19 protein-coding genes and 1 tRNA gene are annotated in these 20,830 nt (G+C 65.8%); 8 read left to right on the top strand and 12 right to left on the bottom strand.

Annotated features, from left to right (window positions below):
- Window positions 1-10: 10 nt before the first annotated feature.
- Window positions 11-778 carry a lytic transglycosylase domain-containing protein gene (locus MSTE_RS05535; RefSeq protein ID WP_096499618.1) on the bottom strand — a complete coding sequence of 256 codons (768 nt, stop codon included), beginning with the start codon at window positions 776-778 and terminating at the stop codon, window positions 11-13.
- Window positions 779-951: 173 nt separating this feature from the next.
- Between MSTE_RS05535 and efeU (MSTE_RS05530) the strand changes: the two genes are divergently transcribed.
- The 3 genes from efeU (MSTE_RS05530) to efeB (MSTE_RS05520) are packed head-to-tail and all read left to right on the top strand — an operon-like array spanning window position 952 to window position 4,254.
- Entirely contained in the window at window positions 952-1,851 is a 900-nt protein-coding gene (gene efeU / locus MSTE_RS05530) for an iron uptake transporter permease EfeU (RefSeq protein ID WP_096499616.1), read from the top strand.
- On the top strand, window positions 1,848-3,002 hold the full coding sequence (efeO, locus tag MSTE_RS05525; RefSeq protein ID WP_096499614.1) for an iron uptake system protein EfeO: 1,155 nt from the start codon (window positions 1,848-1,850) through the stop codon (window positions 3,000-3,002). The genes efeU (MSTE_RS05530) and efeO overlap by 4 nt, the downstream gene beginning before the upstream one ends.
- Window positions 2,983-4,254, top strand: coding sequence for an iron uptake transporter deferrochelatase/peroxidase subunit (gene efeB, locus MSTE_RS05520; protein ID WP_096499612.1), 1,272 nt, complete (start codon window positions 2,983-2,985; stop codon window positions 4,252-4,254). Before efeO ends, efeB (MSTE_RS05520) begins: the two co-directional genes overlap by 20 nt.
- On the opposite strand, the gene efeB (MSTE_RS05515) is transcribed toward efeB (MSTE_RS05520), so the two are convergent.
- The 4 genes from efeB (MSTE_RS05515) to mfd all read right to left on the bottom strand — a co-directional run bounded on the left by efeB (MSTE_RS05515) (window position 4,251) and on the right by mfd (window position 12,290).
- A complete protein-coding gene (efeB, locus tag MSTE_RS05515; protein WP_162291371.1) occupies window positions 4,251-5,477 on the bottom strand; it encodes an iron uptake transporter deferrochelatase/peroxidase subunit in 1,227 nt (408 codons plus the stop codon). The genes efeB (MSTE_RS05520) and efeB (MSTE_RS05515) overlap by 4 nt on opposite strands.
- Window positions 5,478-5,494: 17 nt before the next feature.
- Window positions 5,495-7,549 (bottom strand): iron uptake transporter permease EfeU, encoded by a 2,055-nt coding sequence (gene efeU, locus MSTE_RS05510; protein WP_096499608.1) that lies wholly within the window; start codon window positions 7,547-7,549, stop codon window positions 5,495-5,497.
- A gap of 101 nt (window positions 7,550-7,650) precedes the next feature.
- Window positions 7,651-8,640 (bottom strand): nucleoside triphosphate pyrophosphohydrolase, encoded by a 990-nt coding sequence (locus MSTE_RS05505; RefSeq protein WP_096499606.1) that lies wholly within the window; start codon window positions 8,638-8,640, stop codon window positions 7,651-7,653.
- Window positions 8,637-12,290, bottom strand: a complete 3,654-nt coding sequence (mfd, locus tag MSTE_RS05500) for a transcription-repair coupling factor (protein WP_096499604.1) — start codon at window positions 12,288-12,290, stop codon at window positions 8,637-8,639. Before mfd ends, MSTE_RS05505 begins: the two co-directional genes overlap by 4 nt.
- A gap of 107 nt (window positions 12,291-12,397) precedes the next feature.
- Here mfd and lysA point away from each other — a divergent pair, with 107 nt between their 5' ends.
- Window positions 12,398-13,744 carry a diaminopimelate decarboxylase gene (lysA, locus tag MSTE_RS05495; RefSeq protein ID WP_096499602.1) on the top strand — a complete coding sequence of 449 codons (1,347 nt, stop codon included), beginning with the start codon at window positions 12,398-12,400 and terminating at the stop codon, window positions 13,742-13,744.
- Here the strand turns inward: lysA and MSTE_RS05490 are convergent.
- The 6 genes from MSTE_RS05490 to MSTE_RS05465 all read right to left on the bottom strand — a co-directional run bounded on the left by MSTE_RS05490 (window position 13,741) and on the right by MSTE_RS05465 (window position 16,155).
- The gene (locus MSTE_RS05490) at window positions 13,741-14,040 is read right to left on the bottom strand and encodes a hypothetical protein (protein WP_096499600.1); all 300 of its coding nucleotides are present in this window, start codon (window positions 14,038-14,040) and stop codon (window positions 13,741-13,743) included. The genes lysA and MSTE_RS05490 overlap by 4 nt on opposite strands.
- A gap of 91 nt (window positions 14,041-14,131) precedes the next feature.
- A complete protein-coding gene (locus tag MSTE_RS05485; protein WP_096505471.1) occupies window positions 14,132-14,398 on the bottom strand; it encodes a hypothetical protein in 267 nt (88 codons plus the stop codon).
- 118 nt (window positions 14,399-14,516) lie between these two features.
- Window positions 14,517-14,756: a hypothetical protein gene (locus MSTE_RS05480; RefSeq protein WP_096499598.1), complete on the bottom strand. Its 240-nt coding sequence runs from the start codon at window positions 14,754-14,756 to the stop codon at window positions 14,517-14,519.
- Between the two features lie 104 nt (window positions 14,757-14,860).
- A complete protein-coding gene (locus tag MSTE_RS05475; RefSeq protein WP_096499596.1) occupies window positions 14,861-15,160 on the bottom strand; it encodes a hypothetical protein in 300 nt (99 codons plus the stop codon).
- 93 nt (window positions 15,161-15,253) lie between these two features.
- Entirely contained in the window at window positions 15,254-15,433 is a 180-nt protein-coding gene (locus MSTE_RS05470; protein WP_044104543.1) for a hypothetical protein, read from the bottom strand.
- 128 nt (window positions 15,434-15,561) lie between these two features.
- A complete protein-coding gene (locus MSTE_RS05465) occupies window positions 15,562-16,155 on the bottom strand; it encodes a TetR/AcrR family transcriptional regulator (RefSeq protein ID WP_030094579.1) in 594 nt (197 codons plus the stop codon).
- A gap of 151 nt (window positions 16,156-16,306) precedes the next feature.
- Between MSTE_RS05465 and MSTE_RS05460 the strand changes: the two genes are divergently transcribed.
- From MSTE_RS05460 to MSTE_RS05445, 4 genes are all read left to right on the top strand, one after another.
- Window positions 16,307-16,378, top strand: a tRNA-Gln gene (locus MSTE_RS05460).
- A 16-nt stretch (window positions 16,379-16,394) separates the two neighbouring features.
- Complete coding sequence (gene glmU, locus MSTE_RS05455) at window positions 16,395-17,843, top strand: bifunctional UDP-N-acetylglucosamine diphosphorylase/glucosamine-1-phosphate N-acetyltransferase GlmU (protein WP_096499592.1); 1,449 nt, start codon at window positions 16,395-16,397, stop codon at window positions 17,841-17,843.
- 173 nt (window positions 17,844-18,016) lie between these two features.
- A complete protein-coding gene (locus MSTE_RS05450) occupies window positions 18,017-19,003 on the top strand; it encodes a ribose-phosphate diphosphokinase (protein WP_005059141.1) in 987 nt (328 codons plus the stop codon).
- The gene (locus MSTE_RS05445) at window positions 18,996-19,646 is read left to right on the top strand and encodes an LpqN/LpqT family lipoprotein (protein WP_096499590.1); all 651 of its coding nucleotides are present in this window, start codon (window positions 18,996-18,998) and stop codon (window positions 19,644-19,646) included. The genes MSTE_RS05450 and MSTE_RS05445 overlap by 8 nt, the downstream gene beginning before the upstream one ends.
- On the opposite strand, the gene MSTE_RS05440 is transcribed toward MSTE_RS05445, so the two are convergent.
- Window positions 19,633-20,811 (bottom strand): erythromycin esterase family protein, encoded by a 1,179-nt coding sequence (locus MSTE_RS05440; RefSeq protein WP_157997644.1) that lies wholly within the window; start codon window positions 20,809-20,811, stop codon window positions 19,633-19,635. The two genes, MSTE_RS05445 and MSTE_RS05440, sit on opposite strands and share 14 nt — an antisense overlap.
- Window positions 20,812-20,830: the final 19 nt, after the last annotated feature.

The raw sequence follows: 20,830 nt of genomic DNA, 5'->3' as shown, positions 1-20,830 counted from the left end.
CAGACTAGTGCTACAGCGACCCGCCCTTGGCGTAGGCCGTGGCCCAATCCCGTACCTGCTCGGCGTACACGTCCGACATGTTGTACGCCCACAGCGCCTTGATCCAGCCCTCGGTGGTGCTCAGGTCGCCACCGCGCGAGCACAGGTATCCCGCCGCCGACAACGCCGCATCGTCGATGTTGTCGGGGCTGGGGTCGCCCTCACCTGCGGCGCGGACACCGTAGATGCGCCAGGTCTCGGGGATGAACTGCATGGGCCCCATCGCCCGGTCCTGGTTCGCGTCGCCGTCCAAGAGGCCCTTGTCCGTGTCCGGAAGCCGCAGGTTTCCATTGGATCCGTCCAGGCGAACCCCGCGGATCGGCGGCAGTGCGTCGCCGTTGGGGTGCAGTTCGGCGCCGTGGTAGGTGCCGTTGTGGCTCTCGACGGTGCCAATTCCGGCCAGCGTCGTCCACGCGATCTTGCACCGTGGGTTCTCGCGCTCGGCAACCTTGGCCGCGTACGCGTACGCCTCAAGGGCGATGACGGGGATTCCCGTCTTCTGGGCACGTGGAGTGGACCAGTCACGGAGCTGGTCGGCGGGACGGCCATGGATCTGCGCGGGCGGCGTCTCGATGTCGGGCACCGGATCACCGGCGGGCGGCGGCACCCCCTGCGGTAGCGGCGTACGCCCGCCCAACTGCCAGGAACAGCCCGCTGCCAGCAGAAACATCGAAATGGAGACGACGAGCACGATCCGCACTAAGCGCGCCGACAAGGAGCGCACGGCGAGGGACGACACGACGGAACTCCTAGACGGTGCGATGGATTGCCTTCCATCGTCGCATGAGCTGGACACACACGGATGCAACCGATGCGCTGCCATCGCTTCCACAGGACCTGTTCAGGTAAGGTCAGCCGCACCTTGGCAAGCGTTGGCTAGCCAAAGTCACATGAAGGAAAAGGACCCTGGACATGCGCAGTATCGGCGTCCTAGCCGACGGGCCGACACACTTCTCGCAATACTTCAGCAGCGGCCTCATCGGACTGCGCGAAGGCCTTGAATGCGGAATCGTCGTCACCATCCTGGTGGCGTTCCTGGTCAAGTCGAACCGCCGCGACGCGCTGCGCTGGGTGTGGTTGGGCGTGGCCGGTGCCATCGCGATGACCTTGCTCGTCTTCGTGACGATCCACTTCGGCAGTAACACCATCAGCGACCTGGGCGCCGAAGCGATCGCCGGGGTGGCCTCACTGGTCGCGGTGGCGATCGTGACCACCATGGTGCTGTGGATGCGCACCGCCGCCGCCAGCATCGCCGGGGAACTGCGCCAGGGCATGGCCCAGGCGCTGGAGGCCGGCTCGTTGGCGGTCCTGACTGTGGCGTTCCTGTCGGTCGGGCGTGAGGGAGTCGAGACGGCCCTGTTCATGGTCGGGTACGCCAAGGCCGAAACCGCCTGGCCCCTAGCCGGACTGGTCACCGGAGTCGCTGCCGCGGCCGCGTTGTCCTATGGCATGTACCGCGGCGCGGTCAGAATCAACTTGAGCAAGTTCTTCAAGTACACCGGCGCCTTCCTGGTGGTGGTGGCCGCAGGCATTCTTTCCTATGGCATCGGCGCCCTCCAGACCGTCGGATGGCTTCCCGGGCTGTCGCGCAAGGCCTTTGACATCACCGGCTGGTTCGACTGGAGCGCCTGGTATGGCGAGCTGCTGCGCGGAATCTTCAACGTGACACCGACTCCGACAGTGCTGCAACTGGCGGGCTGGATCACCTACCTGGTGATCGTGCTCGGCCTCTTCCTACGTCCTGTGGCCACTGGGCCCAAGGCACCCACCACCAACACCACAGAAGCCCAACCCGAGAGGACCGCTGGATGAAACCATCACTCGCCTACGTAGCCGCCGCGCTTGCGATGGCCACCGGTACGACCTTGGCTGCCTGCACCCCCAAGGAGCCTGCCGAAAGCGGTGCCGCCGGTGCGGGCCAAGAAATCACCGTGACCGCCACCGACACCAGCTGCGACGTGTCCAAGACCGAGGCCACCACGGGCCCAGTCACTTTCAAGGTGACCAACAACGGGTCCAAGGTCACCGAGTTCTACGTCTACGACAAGGGCGACCGCGCGCTCGGTGAGGTCGAGAACATCGGCTCGGGCATCAACCGCAAGCTCATCGTGCAGTTCACCGAGCCCGGCACGTATCAGACCGCCTGCAAGCCCGGCATGATCGGCGACGGCATCCGCGGCGATTTCACAATCACCGGAGCCGCGGTGAAGCTCGACGCCGAGGGCAAGTTCAAGGACGCCACGGACCGTTACCGGGGTTACGTGATCAGCCAGGTGGACGCCCTCAGTGAATCCGCCGCCAAGTTCGTCGAGGCGGTCAAGGCCAAGGACATCGCCTCGGCGAAGGCGCAGTACCCGACCAGCCGCGTGTACTACGAGCGGATCGAGCCGGTCGCCGAGGCCTTCCCCAACGACCTGGACCCGCGAATCGACTTGCGCGAGGCCGACCTTCAGCCCGGCGAGAAGTGGACCGGCTACCACCGGCTGGAGAAGGACCTGTGGGTGACCGGCCTGCAGCCCGATACCGACGCGATCGCCGATCAGCTGCTCAAGGACATCAAGGAGCTCTCGGACGGCGTGCGCGCCAAGGACTTCGACATCAACACCACCAAGATCGCCGGTGGAGCGCAGACTCTGCTCGACGAGGTGGCCAGGACGAAGATCTCCGGCGAGGAAGAGGCCTTCAGCCACACCGATCTGTGGGACTTCCAGGCCAACGTGGACGGCTCGCAGAACGCGGTCGCTACCGTGCGCCCGATCCTCGATGAGCGCAAACCCGAACTGGGACAGGCGATCGACAAGCGGTTCAAGGAAGTCGACACACTGCTGGGCAAGTACCGCAAGGGTGACGGATTCGTCTTCTACGACACGGTGACCCAAGATCAGCGCATCGAGCTCGCACATGCGATCGACGCGTTGTCCAAGGAGGTCAGCGAGGTGCAAGGTGTCATCGCCGGACGGTAACGGCTTCAACCGCCGCAAGCTGCTGGGCGCGGCGGGGGTTACCGCCGCCGTGGCCGGCGCTGCGGGAGCGGGAGTGCTGGGCGGCCGCGCGAGCGCGGCCAGCGTCGGACCGGACAACGTCAAGGTCCCGTTCCGCGGCGAGCACCAGGCCGGGATCACCACCCCGGCGCAGGACCGGATGCACTTCTGCGCCTTCGACGTGATGCCCAATGCCACCCGCGGCGAGGTGCAGGCCATGCTGCGCCAATGGACCGAGATGGCCGAGCGGATGTCCCAGGGCGAGGAGACCACACCGGGCGGTGCGATCGACGGCAATCCCTATGCCCCGCCTACCGATACGGGCGAGGCATTGGACCTGGCCGCCTCCGCGCTGACCCTCACGATCGGCTTCGGTCCTTCGTTCTTCCGCAAGGACGGGGTGGACCGGTTCGGCATCGCCGACAAGCTACCGGCACCCCTGCAGGAACTGCCGAAGTTCCGTAACGAGAAGCTGGACCCCGCCCGCTGTGGAGGCGATATCTGCATTCAGGCCTGCGCCGACGACCCGCAGGTCGCGGTCCATGCCATTCGCAACCTGGCCCGGGTGGGCTTCGGAACCGTCGCCGTCAAGTGGTCGCAGCTGGGATTCGGCCGCACCTCCTCGACCAGCCGGTCCCAGGTGACGCCGCGAAACCTGTTCGGATTCAAGGACGGCACCCGCAACATCAAGGCCGAAGACACCGGGAAGGTGGACACCAGCGTCTGGGTGGCCAAGGGCGATAACCCCGAATGGATGACCGGCGGCACCTACCTGGTGGCGCGGCGCATCCGGATGCTCATCGAGAGCTGGGACCGCACCGTACTCAACGAGCAGGAACGGGTCATCGGTCGCTCCAAGGGATCTGGTGCGCCGATCGGTCAGAGCGACGAGTTCGCGGCCATCGACTTCACCGGCAAGAAACCCGACGGGGAACCGCTGCTGGACGTGGACGCGCACGTGAGACTGGCTTCCGCCGAAGAACTGGGCGGTATCGAGATCTTGCGCCGCGGGTACAACTTCACCGATGGCTCGGACGGGTTCGGACATTTGGACGCGGGGCTGTTCTTCATCGCCTTCGTGCGCAATCCGCAATCGCAGTTCATCCCGATGCAGCGCAAGCTGGCCACCGAGGACGCCCTCAACGAATACATCTTGCACACCGGGTCGGCGATCTTCGCCTGTCCACCGGGCCTGGGCGCCAAGGAGTATTGGGGTCAAGCGCTCTTCGGCTAGCTGAGCAGGGCCCTGCCATACCAGTCGTTCTCATCGACGACACCCGGCAGGGCGAAAAAGTACCCACCCCCGAACGGCTGCACATAGTCGACGAGAGGCTCGTCGTTCAACCGGTTCTGCACGGTTTCGAACTGGCGCTCAAGGTCCTGCTGGAAACAGACGAAGACGTGCCCCGACTGCATGTTCCCGTTCGGTTCCACGCCCAGGTCGTAGTTGTAGGAGCGCCGGACCAGCCGCTGGTTGTCGGTTTCCGTGGTGCGCGGGTTGGCCAGCCGGATATGCGCATCAAGAGGAATGGTCTGACCTTCGGGATCAGTCGTGTAGTTGGGGGTATCGAACTCGTTGTTCCCGTCCAGCGGTGCGCCGCTGTCACGACGTCGACCGAACATCCGCTCCTGCTCATTGATGGAAACCCGGTCCCAGAACTCGACGAGCATCCGGATGAGGCGCACCACCATGTAGGTGCCATCCGCGGTCCAGGCCGGTTCATCATCGCCGACCCAGATCAGCTTTTCGGCATCGTTTGACACCGGGTTGGCGGTGCCGTCCTTGAATCCCAAGAGGTTTCGTCCCGTTCCGGACGGGCGCGGGGGCGAGTTGTATCCCTCGATACGCCAACGCATCTGCAGATCGCCCCGCACCGCGCGGGTGATGTCGCGCAGTGCGTGATGCACCGTATCGGGATTGTGGGCACACAGCTGAACCAGCAGATCACCATGCGTCCACGCCGCGTCGGGAAAGTCGTTGGGAAACACAGTCATTGGTTTGAGCTTGGCAGGCTTGCGGTCCGTCAGCCCGAATCGCTTATCGAACAGGCTCGACCCGACGGCCACTGTGACGGTGAGACCATCGGCCTCGACCACGGGCCCGACCACCTCGCTATCCGCCGGCGGTTGCCCCACCCCCAGCTCGGGTGGGGTGCCGCCGGTACAGAGGAACCGTGCCCGCTCGGTCAACTTTTTGAAGGTCGCAGCCAGCGCATCCCTGTTCTTTGACGTGACGTCGAATGCCACGTGACAGGCGAAGTTCTGCTTCTCGGCGGGCACCGGGGTGAGGATTCCCGATTGCTTGGCCCCGTGAAAGGGGTACCTACTCGGGGGCGACGCCACTGCCGCCGCGTTCGCATCGACCTCGGCGCCGTGGGCCAGCACCGCGCCCGTTACGGCCGTGCCGGCCGCCCCGATAGCCGCGCCGCGGAGGAAGTTCCTGCGGTTGACATCCATGTTGCGCGCCTCCTTGGTCATCGGCTCGGCGGAAGTTCGATGAGCAGCGGTACCGAGGCGAGCGTCTCGAGTACCTGCCCCAGCGCGGCATCCACCGCCTGGCGACCGGCCAACGGCACCTGCTCGAGCGGACGCCACTGCCGACCCTGCTGCGTCGCCCTGAGTGCGGCGTCAAGGATGTCGAGCTGGGAATTGCTCTCTGCCAACAACTTCGGTGTACGGGCGTCGATCAGCACAGAGAACTGGCCTAGCACCGCACGGGTGGCCTCGACCGCCGCTGCCGCCTCCGCATACTCGGTTCCCGCTCCCTGATTCGTGTAGCCCATGAGCTGGAATCGCAAGGTGTCCTCGAGGATTTCGTGTGGGCGTTTCGTCTGGTCGGCCGGCTCGGTCATCACGTCCGCCAGGTTGGCGCGCAGTGTGTCGATGGTGGAGACCAGCTCGTCCGCCACCGGTACCAACGTCGACGAGGGCTGCCCGTGCCACAACCCGTACTCCAGGCGCCGTAAGCCCTTGAAATCGGGATCGTTCACCCCGTCGGGGAGCCCATGCGGCAGCCCGGCGATGGCATCCCCATAGTCCTTGAAGCTGCCGTACGCCGCACCGATTCGATTCCAGGTCAGAATCGCCGGCAGCCAATCCTTCTTGGCCGCTTCGATGTTGCCCGCCACAAGGTCGGCACGAAGGGCCCGTGCCTGGGTGCCCAGCACCGCCAGGAGGTTGTTCGCGTAACGCTGGTAGGCCTCCAGGGGCGGCTTGAGATCGTCCTCGGTCACCCTGACCACCGGCTGCGGCGCTCCGGGAACAGCCTTCCCCCGGACTTGTTGGGATGCCGAGTATCTGGCGGGCTCTCCGGCCATCAGACACGCGAACTTGTACGTGCCGTCCGATAGCGTCGCGGTGAGTGTGGCGCTGGTCGACGGGCCCAGAGTCTCGATCTCGGCGACCACACCGTTATTGCCGTCGACCAGGTTGATCTCACCGGTCTTGCCCGACTTGTTGACGACAGAGAACGTCTGCAGGCCGGTACCCGCGGACGCCCAGTCGTCGGCGCACCCGCTAGCCGTCACGGTGACGTGCGTATCGGCATCACGGTTGGCGGACGGCAGAATCGCAATCACCGCGGCCGCCACGAGCACCGGCACCACCACGATGGTCGCGGCGACCGCGAATGGGCGCCGGCCGATCAACCGCGCGAAGGCAGAGGGTTCCCCGTCGAGCTCGGACGCGCCAGTGGGCGAATGGCTTTCGCGCGATACCCGCAGGAACGGCGGTATCACCAGTATCAGGTATCCAGCCCAGGCCACCACCTGCAGCACGGTCATCCGCGGGGTGAGCTGGGTGATGCCGGTGACGATGGTGACCCACCAGGAGTCCGCGGAAATGCGTTGACTCAGATCGAAGGCGTACCAGGTGCGCCCGGGCAGCCAGCCCGCGGTCTGCAGGTCCCCGATGCCGTACGCCAGGATTCCGGCGGCGATCACAATGAGCACCACCGCCGTGCGGGTGAAGAACACTTTGAGGTTGAGCTTCACCGCGCGGCGGTACAGCAGCCAGCACAGCGCGACCGCAATGGCCAGGCCGAGGGTGCCGCCGATCACCGGCCCGGTGGTCTCCCCCGCTGCCTTGGCCGCGGTCCAAAAGAACAGTGTGGTCTCTAGTCCCTCGCGGGCGACCGCCAGGAACGCCGTCAGGGCCAGCGCACCCGCGCCGAGTGTGAGCGCGTGCTCCACCTTGCCGGACAGCTCACCGGAGAGGCTGGCGGCGGTGCGCGACATCCAGAAGATCATCGCGGTGACCAATCCGACGGCAAGGATGCTGAGCAGACCGCCCACCACGTCCTGGCCGTTTGCCCCGAGCGAGCTGGTCGTGGAGGTGAGCACCGCCGCGAAGCTCGCCGATACCGACAGCGCCCCGAGCACGCCCAACCACACCGGCTCGGTGGCCCTGCGCCCGTCGGCCGCCAGCGGTGAACGATGGACAGCGGCGAGCAGGATGCTCACCACAAGTCCTGCTTCGAGACCCTCTCTCAGGCCAATCAACAGATTGGGGACCGCGTCCGATAACACCACGTGGATAAGGTATGGCGTACCTAAATACTGTGCAAATGCTGTGCGGACCACGGTCACACGACACCGGGCACAAAGTCCCGTCGCACGGTTTCCCGAGCTACCTAGCTCTTGGCGGGTACCTCACCGGCGTCGTCGGCAGGTGCCTCAACCGGATTCCTCAGCCAATGCGCGCGCCATTCCCCGGCATCGACACCACGCAGATCGGCGCTGGCCAACCCGGCGGCGGTGTCCTCGCCCCGGCGATCCGCCAGGATGCCCTTCTCGGCGCGTCGCACGGTGTCCATGAACTCCAAAACATCTGCGCGCAACTGGTTCTCGGCATCCCCATCCAGCTCGATGGTCACCGACAGCAGCTGCGCCGGAATCAACTCGCTCGGTAGACCAGCGGCCGTCACTCGGCCGAGCACCTTTTGGGTGAGCGCGAGCGCGGGCTGACTGCTGGACACGCCATCCAGACAGGAGTCGCGATCCTTCTCCTGCGCCTTCCGCTCTTCCCATTGCGCCAGTTGCTCTTCCAGCGAGATCGAGCTGGAATCGCCACCGGCGCCGAGTATCACCGGAATACGGTTGCCCAACTTGTTCAGCAGCGCCTCGGCGACATCGTCGATATTGAACGGATGCTCCGGGGCGTCCTCGGCGATGCGGGCGTGAAACAGCACCTGCAGCAGCACATCCCCCAGCTCTTCACGAAGCTCGTCGACGTCACCGGTGCGCACCGCGTCGAACAGCTCGTAGGTCTCTTCGAGCAGATACCGCCGCAGCGAATCGTGGGTCTGGGTGCCCTCCCAGGGGCCGTTAGTACGCAGCCGATCCATCACCGCCACCGCGTCGATGAGCTTCTCGCCCTGCCGCACCGGCGGTGCGATGACCGTGGCCCCGGCCGCGATCCGCGCCTTCACCTCGGGATGGTTGCGGTCCGAGGACAACAGCGCCGGTGCGTCCTCGCCGATGTACACCGGCCGCGCGGTCGACAGCGACCACGCCAGCCGGACGGGAAGCTCCTCGGTGTACTGCAGATCACCGGCAAGCAAACCGACAGCCTCGACCGGGACCATCGACGGATGGCGCGGATCCACAAGGATGACGGTCATTTGCTCACCTCCACTGGTGTTATATCAACACTGCCCGCGGGACGCCCCGACAACGCCAGCAGCAGATCGACGATCATGTGCACCAGCTCCAGGTCGCGGATGCGCTCCGAACCCACACCCCCGTCACCGGCGCGCGGGATAGGCACCTGCACAACGGAAGTCGTCGCGCGATACTGCGCCGCCGGATGCAAACGTTTGAGCCGCAATTGCGCCGAGTCCAGAAGCGGCAACGGCTGTATTCGGATGTTGGTACCGACCACCGAAAGATCGGTGATCTCCATCTCACGACACAGCAAACGCAGCGAGGCCACCGCGACCAGTCGCTGCACCGGAAGCGGCAGCGGACCGTAACGGTCGACGAGCTCCTCGACCGCCGCGCCGATCTGCGCGGCGTCCCCGGCCGCCGCCAGCCTGCGGTATGCCTCCAGGCGCAGCCGATCGCTACCGATGTAGTCCGTGGGCAGGTGCGCATCGACCGGCAGATCGATACGCACCTCCTTGGGCTCCTCGGCGGTCTGCACCGTCTTGCCGTCGGCCGCCGCGCGATACGCCTCGACAGCCTCGCCGACCAGCCGGACGTACAGATCGAAACCCACCCCGGCGACGTGTCCGGATTGCTCGACACCGAGCACATTGCCCGCGCCACGGATCTCCAGATCCTTCATGGCCACGGCCATGCCGGCACCCAGATCGTTGTTCTGCGCGATAGTCGAGAGCCTGTCGTATGCGGTCTCGGTCAGCGGCACCTCCGGCGAATACAGGAAGTAGGCGTAGCCGCGCTCACGGCTGCGACCGACGCGCCCGCGCAGCTGGTGCAGCTGCGACAGCCCGAAGATATCCGCCCGCTCCACGATCAGGGTGTTGGCGTTGGAGATGTCCAGCCCCGTCTCGATGATGGTGGTGCACACCAGGATGTCGTACTCGCGGTTCCAGAACCCCTCGACGGTGCGCTCAAGCAGTTCCTCAGGCATTTGACCATGCGCGACAACGACTCTGGCCTCAGGAACCAGATCGCGTATGCGCGCGGCGGCCCGATCGATGGAGATCACCCGGTTGTGCACGTAGAACGCCTGACCGTCGCGCAGCAGCTCACGTCGTAGGGCGGCCGCCACCTGTTTGTCGTCATGCGGACCGACGTAGGTGAGCACGGGGTAACGCTCTTCGGGCGGGGTCAGGATGGTCGACATCTCCCGGATGCCCGCCAGGCTCATCTCCAGGGTGCGGGGAATCGGGGTGGCGCTCATGGTCAGAACGTCGACATGGGTGCGCAGCGCCTTGATGTGTTCCTTGTGTTCGACGCCGAATCGCTGCTCCTCGTCGACGATCACCAGACCGAGGTCCTTCCACCGCACCGCGGTCTGCAGCAGCCGGTGCGTGCCGATGACGATATCGACTGAGCCATCGGCCATTCCCTCGATAACCAGCTTCGAGGTGGCGGGGTCGGTGAATCGTGACAGGCCCGCCACCTTCACCGGGAATCCCGCGGTGCGACTGGTGAACGTCTGCAGATGCTGATCGGCCAGCAGCGTCGTGGGCACCAGCACAGCGACTTGCTTACCGTCCTGGACGGCCTTGAACGCCGCGCGTACCGCGATCTCGGTCTTGCCGTAGCCCACGTCGCCGCACACCACCCGGTCCATCGGAACCGGCTTCTCCATATCGGATTTCACCTCGGTGATGGCGGTCAGCTGATCAACCGTCTCGACAAACCCGAAGGCGTCTTCCATCTCGCGCTGCCACGGAGTGTCCGCCGCGAAGGCATGTCCGGGAGCGGCCTGGCGCGCCGCGTACAGCGCCACAAGCTCACCCGCGATCTCGCGAACGGCCTTGCGCGCCTTGGTCTTCGTATTGGCCCAGTCGCTGCCGCCGAGACGGCTCAGGCCGGGCGATTCGCCACCCACGTACCGGGACAGCTGATCGAGGGAGTCCATCGGCACGTACAGGCGATCGCTCTGCCCACCGGCGGCGGCGCCACGCTTACCGGATGCATACTCGAGCACCAGATACTCGCGACGGGCGCCACCGACGGTGCGTTCCACCATCTCCACGAATCGCCCGATACCGTGCTGGTCGTGCACAACCAGATCGCCGGCGGCAAGGGCCAGCGGGTCAACCTGGTTGCGGCGCTTGGCGGGTAACCGCTTGCCATCGGTGGCCGCGACTCGGCTGCCGGTGAGGTCCGTCTCGGTGACGATGACGATATTGGCCCCCGCGAGCACCACACCGTCGGTGAGGTGGCCGCGCAGCACTCCGACAACACCCTCGACGGGCTCCGCCCTGGGCTCCAACAGCTTTGCCGGCGTTTCCGTTTCGGCCAGCTGCTCGATGATCCGGTGGGTGGTGCCCGCACCGGCGGCCACCACCACGGCCCGTCCGCCCGTCATCACGTGGGCGCGCAGCATTGCGAAGATCTCTGCCGCACCCTCTTTGTGGCCGCGCGAGGACGGCGATGGCCGTACCGCGAGATCGATCGCCTGATCGTCGCCCATGCTGAGCGGGCTCAGTGACCACCACGGATGTCCGCTTTCGTCTGCCGCGTGCTTGACGTCAACAAGCTCCCGAAATCCCGAGTCTGCCAGCGCGGCAACATCGATCGGCGCATCGGCGCCGATCGCGGCGACCGACCAGGATGCCTCCAGAAACTCCCGGCCGGTGCGCTCCAGATCCGCCGCCCGGGTGCGCACCTTCTCGGGATCGCAGATCAGTACGGGAGTGCCCTCGGGCAGGTGGTCCACCAGTATGGTCAGCTCACCCGAATGCAGTACGGGCAGTAGCGATTCCATTCCGTCGACGCAGATTCCGTCGGCCAGCTTGGCCAGCATCTCCCCCAGCCCGGTGCCGAGCCGGTGCTCGCCCTCGGCACTACCGGAGTCTCCCGCCGCCGCCGCGAGCTCGGCCGCTCGCGTGCGCACCTGTTCGGTGAGGAGCAGTTCGCGGCAGGGCATCGCGAGCACGGAGGTGACCTGCAGCTCGGGGATCGATCGCTGGTCGGCGACGGAGAAGTAGCGCATCTCGCTGACCTCGTCGCCCCAGAACTCCACACGCACCGGATGGTCTGCGGTGGGACTGAAGACGTCGAGAATGCCACCGCGCACCGCGAACTCACCGCGGCCGGCCACCATGTCCACCCTGGTGTACGCGAGCTCGACCAGGCGCGCGATCAGCCCGTCGAATTCCGACTCGGCACCCACGGTGAGCTCCACCGGCTCCAGATCGAACAGCTCGGGAGACATCGGCTGCAACAGTGAACGAACCGTCGTGACAACCACCCGCAGTGCGGGCCCCATCCGGGAATCCTCCGGATGGGCGAGCCGGTGCAGCACCTGCAATCGGGCACCCACGGTGTCGACGCCGGGTGACAGCCGTTCGTGCGGAAGCGTCTCCCATGACGGCAGCAGGGTGACCGCGTCGCCGTACACGTCGCGCAGCTCGGCGGCCAGATCTTGCGCTTCCCGGGTGGTGGCCGTCACCACCAGGACAGGCGCGTCGCTCGCATCGGCCATACCGGTGACGACGAGTGGGCGGGCACACGACGGTGCCGTCAGATCAAGGCCGGTCTTGGCGGCGAGGGCCGGGGCAAGAACATCGAACGCGGGATCCCGCAAGGCTGTCCGGATCACCCCGGCGAGAGGCGGGGCAGTCACAGTCATGGTGCGTTCATTCTACGGCGCCCAGATCTCGAAAAGATCGGGCCCATCACCGTCAAGGCCACGTCAAGAAACTCCGCATGGGGTCGCCACAGGCGCACGGTAGATGCATGACACTTCTGGACCTCCTGCCGTCCTTACATAACGTGGCGCGACCGCGCGTCGACCCGGCCGTGTGGCCGGTCACCACACACCTGGACGAGCAGGGCCGGATGTGCGTCGGAGAGACGGCGCTCTCGGAAATCGCCGACCAATTCCGCACCCCCGCCTACGTGGTCGACGAGGAGGATTTCCGCCACCGCGCCCGTCATTATCGCCGTGCCCTGCGCGAGATAGAGATCGCGTACGCCAGCAAGGCGCTGCTGACGACCGATATCGCGCGCTGGGTGGCGCAAGAGGGGCTGTCGCTGGATGTCTGCTCTTCCGGCGAGTTGGCGACCGCACTTGCGGGCGGCTTCGACCCGAAACGAATCATCATGCACGGCAACGCCAAGACCCCTGACGAGCTCAGTGACGCGGCCGCGGTCGGCGTGAGCCGGATCGTGCTGGATTCCAATACCGAAATCATGTTCCTGGCGACTCGACTCAAGAAACGCCAGCGTGTACTGGTACGGGTTACCCCCGATATCGACATACACGGGCACGCCGCGGTAACGACGGGCGTCACCGATCAGAAGTTCGGATTCCCGTTACACAGCGGGCACGCCACCGAGGCCGTCCGCCGGGTGCTGGACCAGCCCCTGTTGAACCTGGTCGGCCTGCACTGCCACATCGGTTCACAGGTCACGGACTGCGCGCTCTACGGCGAGACCATTCGCCGCATGATCGCCGCGATGGCCGATATCCGCGCCAAGCACGGCGTGATCCTGGGTGAACTCAATATCGGTGGCGGCCACGGCGTTCCCTACCGCTCGGGTGACCCCGAACTCGACCTGGCCGAGCTCGCCGATTTCATCGACGACGCCCTCGACGCCGCCTGCGCGGCCGAGCGTTTCCCGCGGCCTCGCGTTGTGGTGGAGCCCGGTCGCGCCATCTCCGCACGCGCGGGAGTGACGCTGTACCGGGTGGTGTCGGTCAAGACCCAGCCCGGCGGGCGCACCTTCGTGGCCGTCGACGGCGGCATGAGCGACAATCCGCGAGTCTCGCTGTACGACGCTAAATACAGTGTCGCACTGGCCAATAGACACCCTTCTGCCCCACCGCAACTAGTGACGGTGGCCGGGCGGCACTGCGAATCCGGCGACGAGATCGCCCGCGATGTCAGCCTGCCGTCCGACGTGCGCCCCGGCGACGTCCTGGCGGTGGCCTGCACCGGTGCGTACAACCACAGCATGGCCTCGTCCTACAACCTGGTCGGGCGTCCCCCGGTGCTCGCGGTCCGCGACGGACGGGTACGCGAGCTGGTACGTCGCGAGACGATCGCCGATCTGCTCTCGCGGGACTGCGGCGCGCGTTAGAGCGCGGCACCGCTCTTGGTCGGGGCAACCGTCAACGGCGGTGCCGGGACGTGAGCGGTCGGAGTCGAGTGGAGCTCGGCATCACCGGGCTCGGCGCAGACCTCTTCGCCCGGCTTTGGCGCACTGCACTTTTCGTGGGCACCTGCCGGCGGCACAACTGCCGTGGGTAGCGCGCATGCGGGCGCGCCCGGCGCGCACGGGGGGTCGGCGTGCGATACCCCCAACGCTAGCGGCATACCGATGGTCACACCCGCCGCCACAAGCAGCGCCGCACGCCGTACCAGCACAAACATCATGAGCAAGACGATAAGTCGCGCCGTCTCAAGATGCCATCAGACCGGCACAATTCCCAGCCAGTTCACAGCTGATGCCCGACGATGCCAAGGCTCAGGGGTGGTTACGCGCTTCCCCCGGGGCGTTGATCATCTGCCACGGCGGCATCCCGCTCTGCGGGGCCTGCGGCATGTCCGCTGGATTTGGTTTCGAGTGCAGCTCGGCATCCTCGTGCACCGGCCCCGGTGTCGGTGCCTGGCACATCGCCGGATCCGCGCACGGCTGCTCTGCCGCAGCCGTGGGGGCAAGTACCGCGGGCGTGACGACCAGCGCCGCCGCGGCGGCTCCCGCCACCACCCACCGCATCACTGTTGACGTCATGACGACCACCTCGCCTATCGATCGACCCCAGAGTCTGATTTTAGGCGCTTTTCGCACGTCATACAGCTAGTTCACAGCTTTTTTGAAGATATCGCGAAGGTTGTGGGCCTCGACCGCCTCAGAGATTGTCCGGGCGTATCGGAACGTCAGGTGGCGTCGGCAGATCGGCCGGATCCGGCCACGATCGCAGCTCGGCATCACCCGGAGTTATGCACACCTCTGATCCAGTCCGAGGCTGCGCGCAATGTCCGTGACCGCCACGGACGGAACTCTCTACATCCACCGAACCGGCACCGACGGGTACCGCTGCCAGCAGACCCGCCACCACCACCGCCATGGCATATCGAAGGCCAGGCATGGGACAACACCCCTTTAAATGCTTAGATTTCCTAACGAGTCAACATTAGACTCGTTAGGATCGGAAAACAATTACCGAGGTCGGTGTTGCCCCGGGGTTACCGGTTAGTGGCCGCCCATACCGGGGTTACCGAAAACCATCCAGGGCGGAGTCTCGGCCTGGGGCACCGGCGGAATGTCTGCCGGGTTCGGCGAAGAGTGCAGTTCCGCATCCCCCGCACGAGTGCACACCATGTCGTCGGGTCCACCGTTGCAGTTCTCGGGATTGGGCGGCTCGGACTGACACATGGCCGGGTCCGCGCACTGCGGATCGGCTGCGGCAACCGAAGCCAGCGACACAGGCAAGGCGCCCAACGCGGCCGCGGCAGCCCCGACCACTGCCCATCGCACAACTACTGACGTCATGACAAACACCTCATCCTGTGGTCAACCCCAACGACTTAAATTCTAGGTGATCGGCGCATGTCACGCACCGGTTCGGCCCGGCGGCACGTTCGGTTATGGGATCCAGATACCCGAGCCGGTGCCACCCACGACCAGCCACGGCGAAGCCTGCGGAACATCGGGGATGAACTCCCGATTCGGCGTGGAGTGCAACTCGGCGTTGCCCGGCTTCACGCACACCCGCGCGGTCAGCGGACCACTGCAGTCGTCTGCGGCCGCAACGGGAGCGCCCATCACGCCGATCGCGACGGCAGCCGCGGCCCCGAGAACCAGGCGAATCCCTGTCACCACCGACCACCTCCTGAGCGAGCCACCCGTCATGTCCAACGATGCGGAGCGCGCAGATGTTCCTGTCCGAAGACTCATTCCTCCTGTAGCTGCGGATCTGCTTCCAGATGCTTCAGGCCATGCCAACACAGGTTGACGATGTGCGCCGCAACCACTTCCTTTTTGGGCTCTCGCGCATCGAGCCACCACTGAGCCGTCATCGATACCTGCCCCACCAACGCCTGCGCATACAGCGGCGCCATCTCGGCATCCAGTCCCCGACGCTGAAAGTCGCCCGCCAGGATACTCGACACCTGACTGACCGCGTCGTTGAGCAGGCTCGAATACGTCCCCGAGCTGACCCCGGGCGGAGAGTCCCGGATCAGGATCCGGAACCCGTCGGTGCGGTCCTCGATATAGCTCAGCAGCGCCAACGCCACCTGTTCCAGCCGCACCCGCGAGCGATAACTCGTCAGCGACGAGGTGATGCCGTCGAGCAGCACCGACATCTCGCGATCCACCACGACGGCGTAAAGGCCCTCCTTGCCGCCGAAATGCTCGTACACGACAGGCTTGGAAACTCCGGCGCGTTGGGCGATCTCTTCTATAGACGTGGCCTCGTAACCACGTTCGGCGAACAACGACCGCGCGACATCGATCAGCTGGCGGCGGCGCTCGGTGCCGGCCATCCGGACGCGAGGAGTCCGCCCGGGACCATCAGGCCTGCTAGGTACCGCCATGTGCCATCACTTTCCTCGGTCGCACGACCGAGCTTGTTGACCTGATGTCGCTCGGGCAAGCCTCGCTCCTTGGTCGACTACAGTCTTCATTCTGTAACAGTCCGTCGTGGTGTAATCGGCAGCACCTCTGATTTTGGTTCAGATAGTTCAGGTTCGAGTCCTGGCGACGGAGCAGTAGGGAGTAGGAAATGCCAGGCAATTCCGCTGGGACTGCAGTAATCGTGCTGGCCGCGGGCGCCGGTACCCGCATGTGTTCGGACATCCCCAAGGTGTTGCATACCCTCGGCGGCCGCTCGATGTTGGCGCATTCGGTACATGCCGCCGCCAGCGTCAACCCCGAGCACCTGGTGATCGTGCTGGGACACGACCGCGAACGCATCGCCACCGCAGTGGAGATACTCGCCGAATCGCTCCACCGTGAGATCGGCGTCGCCGTGCAGGAACAGCAGCTTGGCACCGGGCACGCCGTGGCATGCGGCCTCCAGGCGCTGCCCCCGGACTTCGCCGGCACCGTCGTCGTCACCTCCGGCGACATCCCCCTACTCGACGGGGAAACGCTCGCCGGCCTCATCAACCGGCATAAGGCCGAGCCCGCCGCGGCCACCCTGCTGACCACCACCCTGGCCGATCCCACCGGCTACGGGCGCATCCTGCGCACCCAGGACCGCGAGGTCATCGCGATCGTCGAGCAGACCGACGCCACCGACAGCCAACGCGCCATCGGTGAGGTCAACGCCGGCGTGTACGCCTTCGACATCGGGCCGCTGCATGCGGCGCTGTCTCAGCTGCGCTCGGACAACGCACAGCACGAGTTGTACCTCACCGACGCCGTGTCGATCATCCGCCAGGGCGGAAAAGTGGTGCACGCCAACCACGTTGATGACAGTGCGCTGGTGGCCGGCGTCAACGACCGGGTGCAGCTCTCTGAAATGGGCGCCGAGCTGAATCGGCGGATCATCCGATTCCATCAGCGCGCCGGAGTCACCATCGTCGACCCGTCAAGCACCTGGATCGATGTCGACGTCCGGATCGGGCAGGACGCAACCATCGCCCCCGGCACCCAGCTGCACTCGCAGACCGTCATCGGCAGCCACTGCCACATCGGCCCCGACACCACCCTCATCGACGTCACGGTCGGCGACTCCGCCACCGTCATCCGCACCCACGGCCAGGGCGCCACCATCGGCGCGCGATCGGTGATCGGGCCGTACACCTACCTGCGACCGGGCACGGTGACCGGTGAGAGCGCCAAGCTGGGCGCGTTTGTGGAGGTCAAGAACTCCACGGTGGGCCGGGGCACCAAGGTGCCGCACCTGACCTACGTGGGAGACGCCGACATCGGCGAGCACAGCAACATCGGAGCGTCCAGCGTGTTCGTCAACTACGACGGAGAAACCAAGCGGCGCACCGTGATCGGCTCGCACGTGAAGACCGGGTCGGACACCATGTTCGTGGCGCCCGTGACCGTCGGCGACGGCGCGTACACCGGCGCGGGCACGGTCATTCGCGAGGACGTGCCGCCGGGCGCGCTGGCGGTGTCGGCCGGTCCACAGCGCAACATCGAAGGCTGGGTATCGCAGAAACGCCCCGGAAGCGACGCGGCCAAGGCCGCCGAAGAAGCGTCCAGGGATTCCTGACCACCGAGGGCGAACACGGCCACCGAAAACCGGGGTTGGACATCTCGCGTTCAAATTCCGGCAACCCGCTCCCAGTCACCGGGGAAAGGTCCGTACCATTATCCCGGCGGGCCGGTACCTGGCTCCGTCCTTGTAAAGCCCAAAATTACGAACCCAAGAGGACTAGCTGCGCCGTGAGCACCGACTGGACCGATAACCGCAAAAATCTGATGCTGTTCTCGGGTCGTGCGCACCCTGAACTGGCCGAACAGGTCGCCAAGGAACTAGACGTCCAGGTGACCGCGCAGACCGCCCGCGATTTCGCCAATGGCGAGATCTTCGTGCGCTTCGAGGAGTCGGTGCGCGGCTGCGACGCATTCGTCCTGCAATCGCATCCGGCGCCGCTGAACACGTGGCTGATGGAACAGCTGATCATGATCGATGCGCTCAAGCGCGGCAGCGCCAAGCGCATCACCGCGATCCTGCCGTTCTACCCCTACGCGCGCCAGGACAAGAAGCACCGTGGCCGCGAGCCGATCTCGGCCCGCCTGGTGGCCGACCTGTACAAGACCGCGGGCGCCGACCGCATCGTCACGGTGGACCTGCACACCGACCAGATTCAGGGCTTCTTCGACGGACCGGTGGATCACATGCGCGCCCAGTCGCTGCTGTGTGGATACATCGCCGAGCACTACGTGAGCAATGGCGAAGATGTCGTCGTCGTGTCGCCGGACTCCGGACGCGTGCGCGTCGCCGAGAAGTGGGCCGACTCCCTGGGTGGTGTGCCGCTGGCCTTCATCCACAAGACACGTGACCCGCGAGTGCCCAACCAGGTCAAGGCCAACCGCGTTGTCGGTGACGTCACCGGCAAGACCTGCGTTATCACCGACGACATGATCGACACCGGCGGCACCATCGCCGGGGCCGTCGGGCTGCTGCACGAGGCCGGTGCCAAGGACGTCGTGATCGCCGCCACTCACGGCGTGCTGTCCGACCCCGCCGCCGAGCGCCTGGCCAACTGTGGTGCCCGCGAGGTACTGGTCACCAACACACTGCCCATCGGTGAGGAGAAGCGCTTCCCGCAGCTGACCGTGCTGTCGATTGCGCCGCTGCTGGCCAGCACCATCCGCGAAGTCTTCGAGAACGGTTCGGTAACAGGACTTTTCGACGGGAATGCGTAGCGCCGCGCTGGTCGCGGGGTGCCTGATGGCGCTCGCGGCGGCCGGATGCGAGTCGAAACAACCCGAACCACAAGCCAGTTCGTCAAGCAGCTCGACATCGAGCACCGCGGTGACACCCACCACCACACCGACGTCGATGAACGAGTACCTGCAAAACGCCGGCGTCATGGTCGTCCCGGTATCGCCGGAGAGTTCCGCGAACGTGCGTGTCGAGATGCCGCTGCCCGAAGGCTGGGAGAACCTGGGCGCGTTCGAACCCGCCTACCTGGTCAGTGACAAACCCAGCGCGGCCGATCAAGGACGAACACCGAGTGCGGTGATCTACCTCATCAGGCTGGAGGGCCCCCTGGAGGTGCGCACGGCGATCACCGAGCACGGGTTCGTCGACGCGCAGAACGCTCAGGGCTTTCAGAAGATCAGCTCATCCCTGGATGACTTTCAGGGATATCCGTCCGCCGCCATCGAGGGCACCTACGACAACCAGAACGTACGGGTGCACGCATGGAATCGGGACGTCATCGTGCCGGACGGACCACTGCACTACCTCGTACAGCTCACGGTGACCACCACCGAGGCGCAGGCATCGGCATTGGCCAAGGACGTCGCCATCCTCACCGGCGGCCTGAAGATCACGAAGCGCTGAGGCGCCGAATGAATGCGATGGCGTCCACGCCCGCCACGTGGGCGGGATCGATCGGATAACAGCCCGTCTGCGGAGCCACGTCCTGGCGAGCGAGCAGTTGGGCCGGTATCTCGCGTACGGGAAAGAGGATCCGGTCGGCGTCCCAGCTCCACATCCAGCCCTGCAGGGTGGCAGCGTGCGGCACACCGATGTTCGAGGCCTCACGGGTGCCGAAATCGCTCGCGATGACCGCGTACGGGACGCGACCAGCCGAGTCGACAAGTGCTCCGGCACACCACCAACTCGCCTGCGCAGAGCCCATGGACACCGTGCTCTGATGACGCTGCAGGTGCTCGTTGTGGGCGAACACCAACGTTGGGCCCCTATGCATTTCGGCCTCGGCGATAGCCTCCAGATTCTCGGCCATGAGCGCATCTCGGACACCCAACATGGTGGACATGCGATGCGGGCCAGGGTCGGCCATCGCGAAATGTGCCCGCAGCAGGCTCACGGCCGCGCGGGCGACGGTGCGCATCTGCCAGAACTGCCGCGGCGAGGTTGAGGCACGCAACGAGGGGGCGTGCCTCTCCAACGCGATCACGAGTTCATCGGCAATCAGCCGCAATGCGCGTGCCGGAGCCGATCGACCGATCGAGACGGTGGCATCGAGCATGGCGTCCGGATGAGACCAGGCGGCATCCTCACCCACCAGATCGGTGATCACCTCCTCCGAGTAGGGCAGGTCGACGCCACCGTTCGACAGATACCTGTGCACCGCAAGGAGGGTGTCGCGCGGGCTCGGTGACGCCATCATCTCGGTGGTGGCGTCGAAACCGTAGAACCGCACCTGGTCGCCGGGGCCTCGGCCGCCGTTCCAGTCGCGCAGCCACTCGACGAGCTCGCGGCTGGCCGGGTAGGCACCGAACCCATGGCTGAATCCGGCGTCGAGCACGTCGTCGAGCGTGCCCTCCCCTGCCGTCACATATCGGTCAACGGCGAATCCGGCCACGGCGTCACTCTCCAGCGCGACCGACCGGAAGCCGCGCTCGGCCACAAGGTGACGAAGCAGCCGGTTGCGCAGATACCCGAACTCCTGCGGCCCATGGGTCGGTTCTCCGATGCCGAGAAGGCGGGGCGGGGTGTTCAAGCCCGAAAGGAAGGCGTCGACGTCTGCCTCAAAAGTCACACCCTCGACGGTATCGGCC

This window comes from [Mycobacterium] stephanolepidis (assembly GCF_002356335.1).
GTDB lineage: Bacteria > Actinomycetota > Actinomycetes > Mycobacteriales > Mycobacteriaceae > Mycobacterium > Mycobacterium stephanolepidis.
This window is presented reverse-complemented; position numbering and strand designations above follow the sequence as displayed.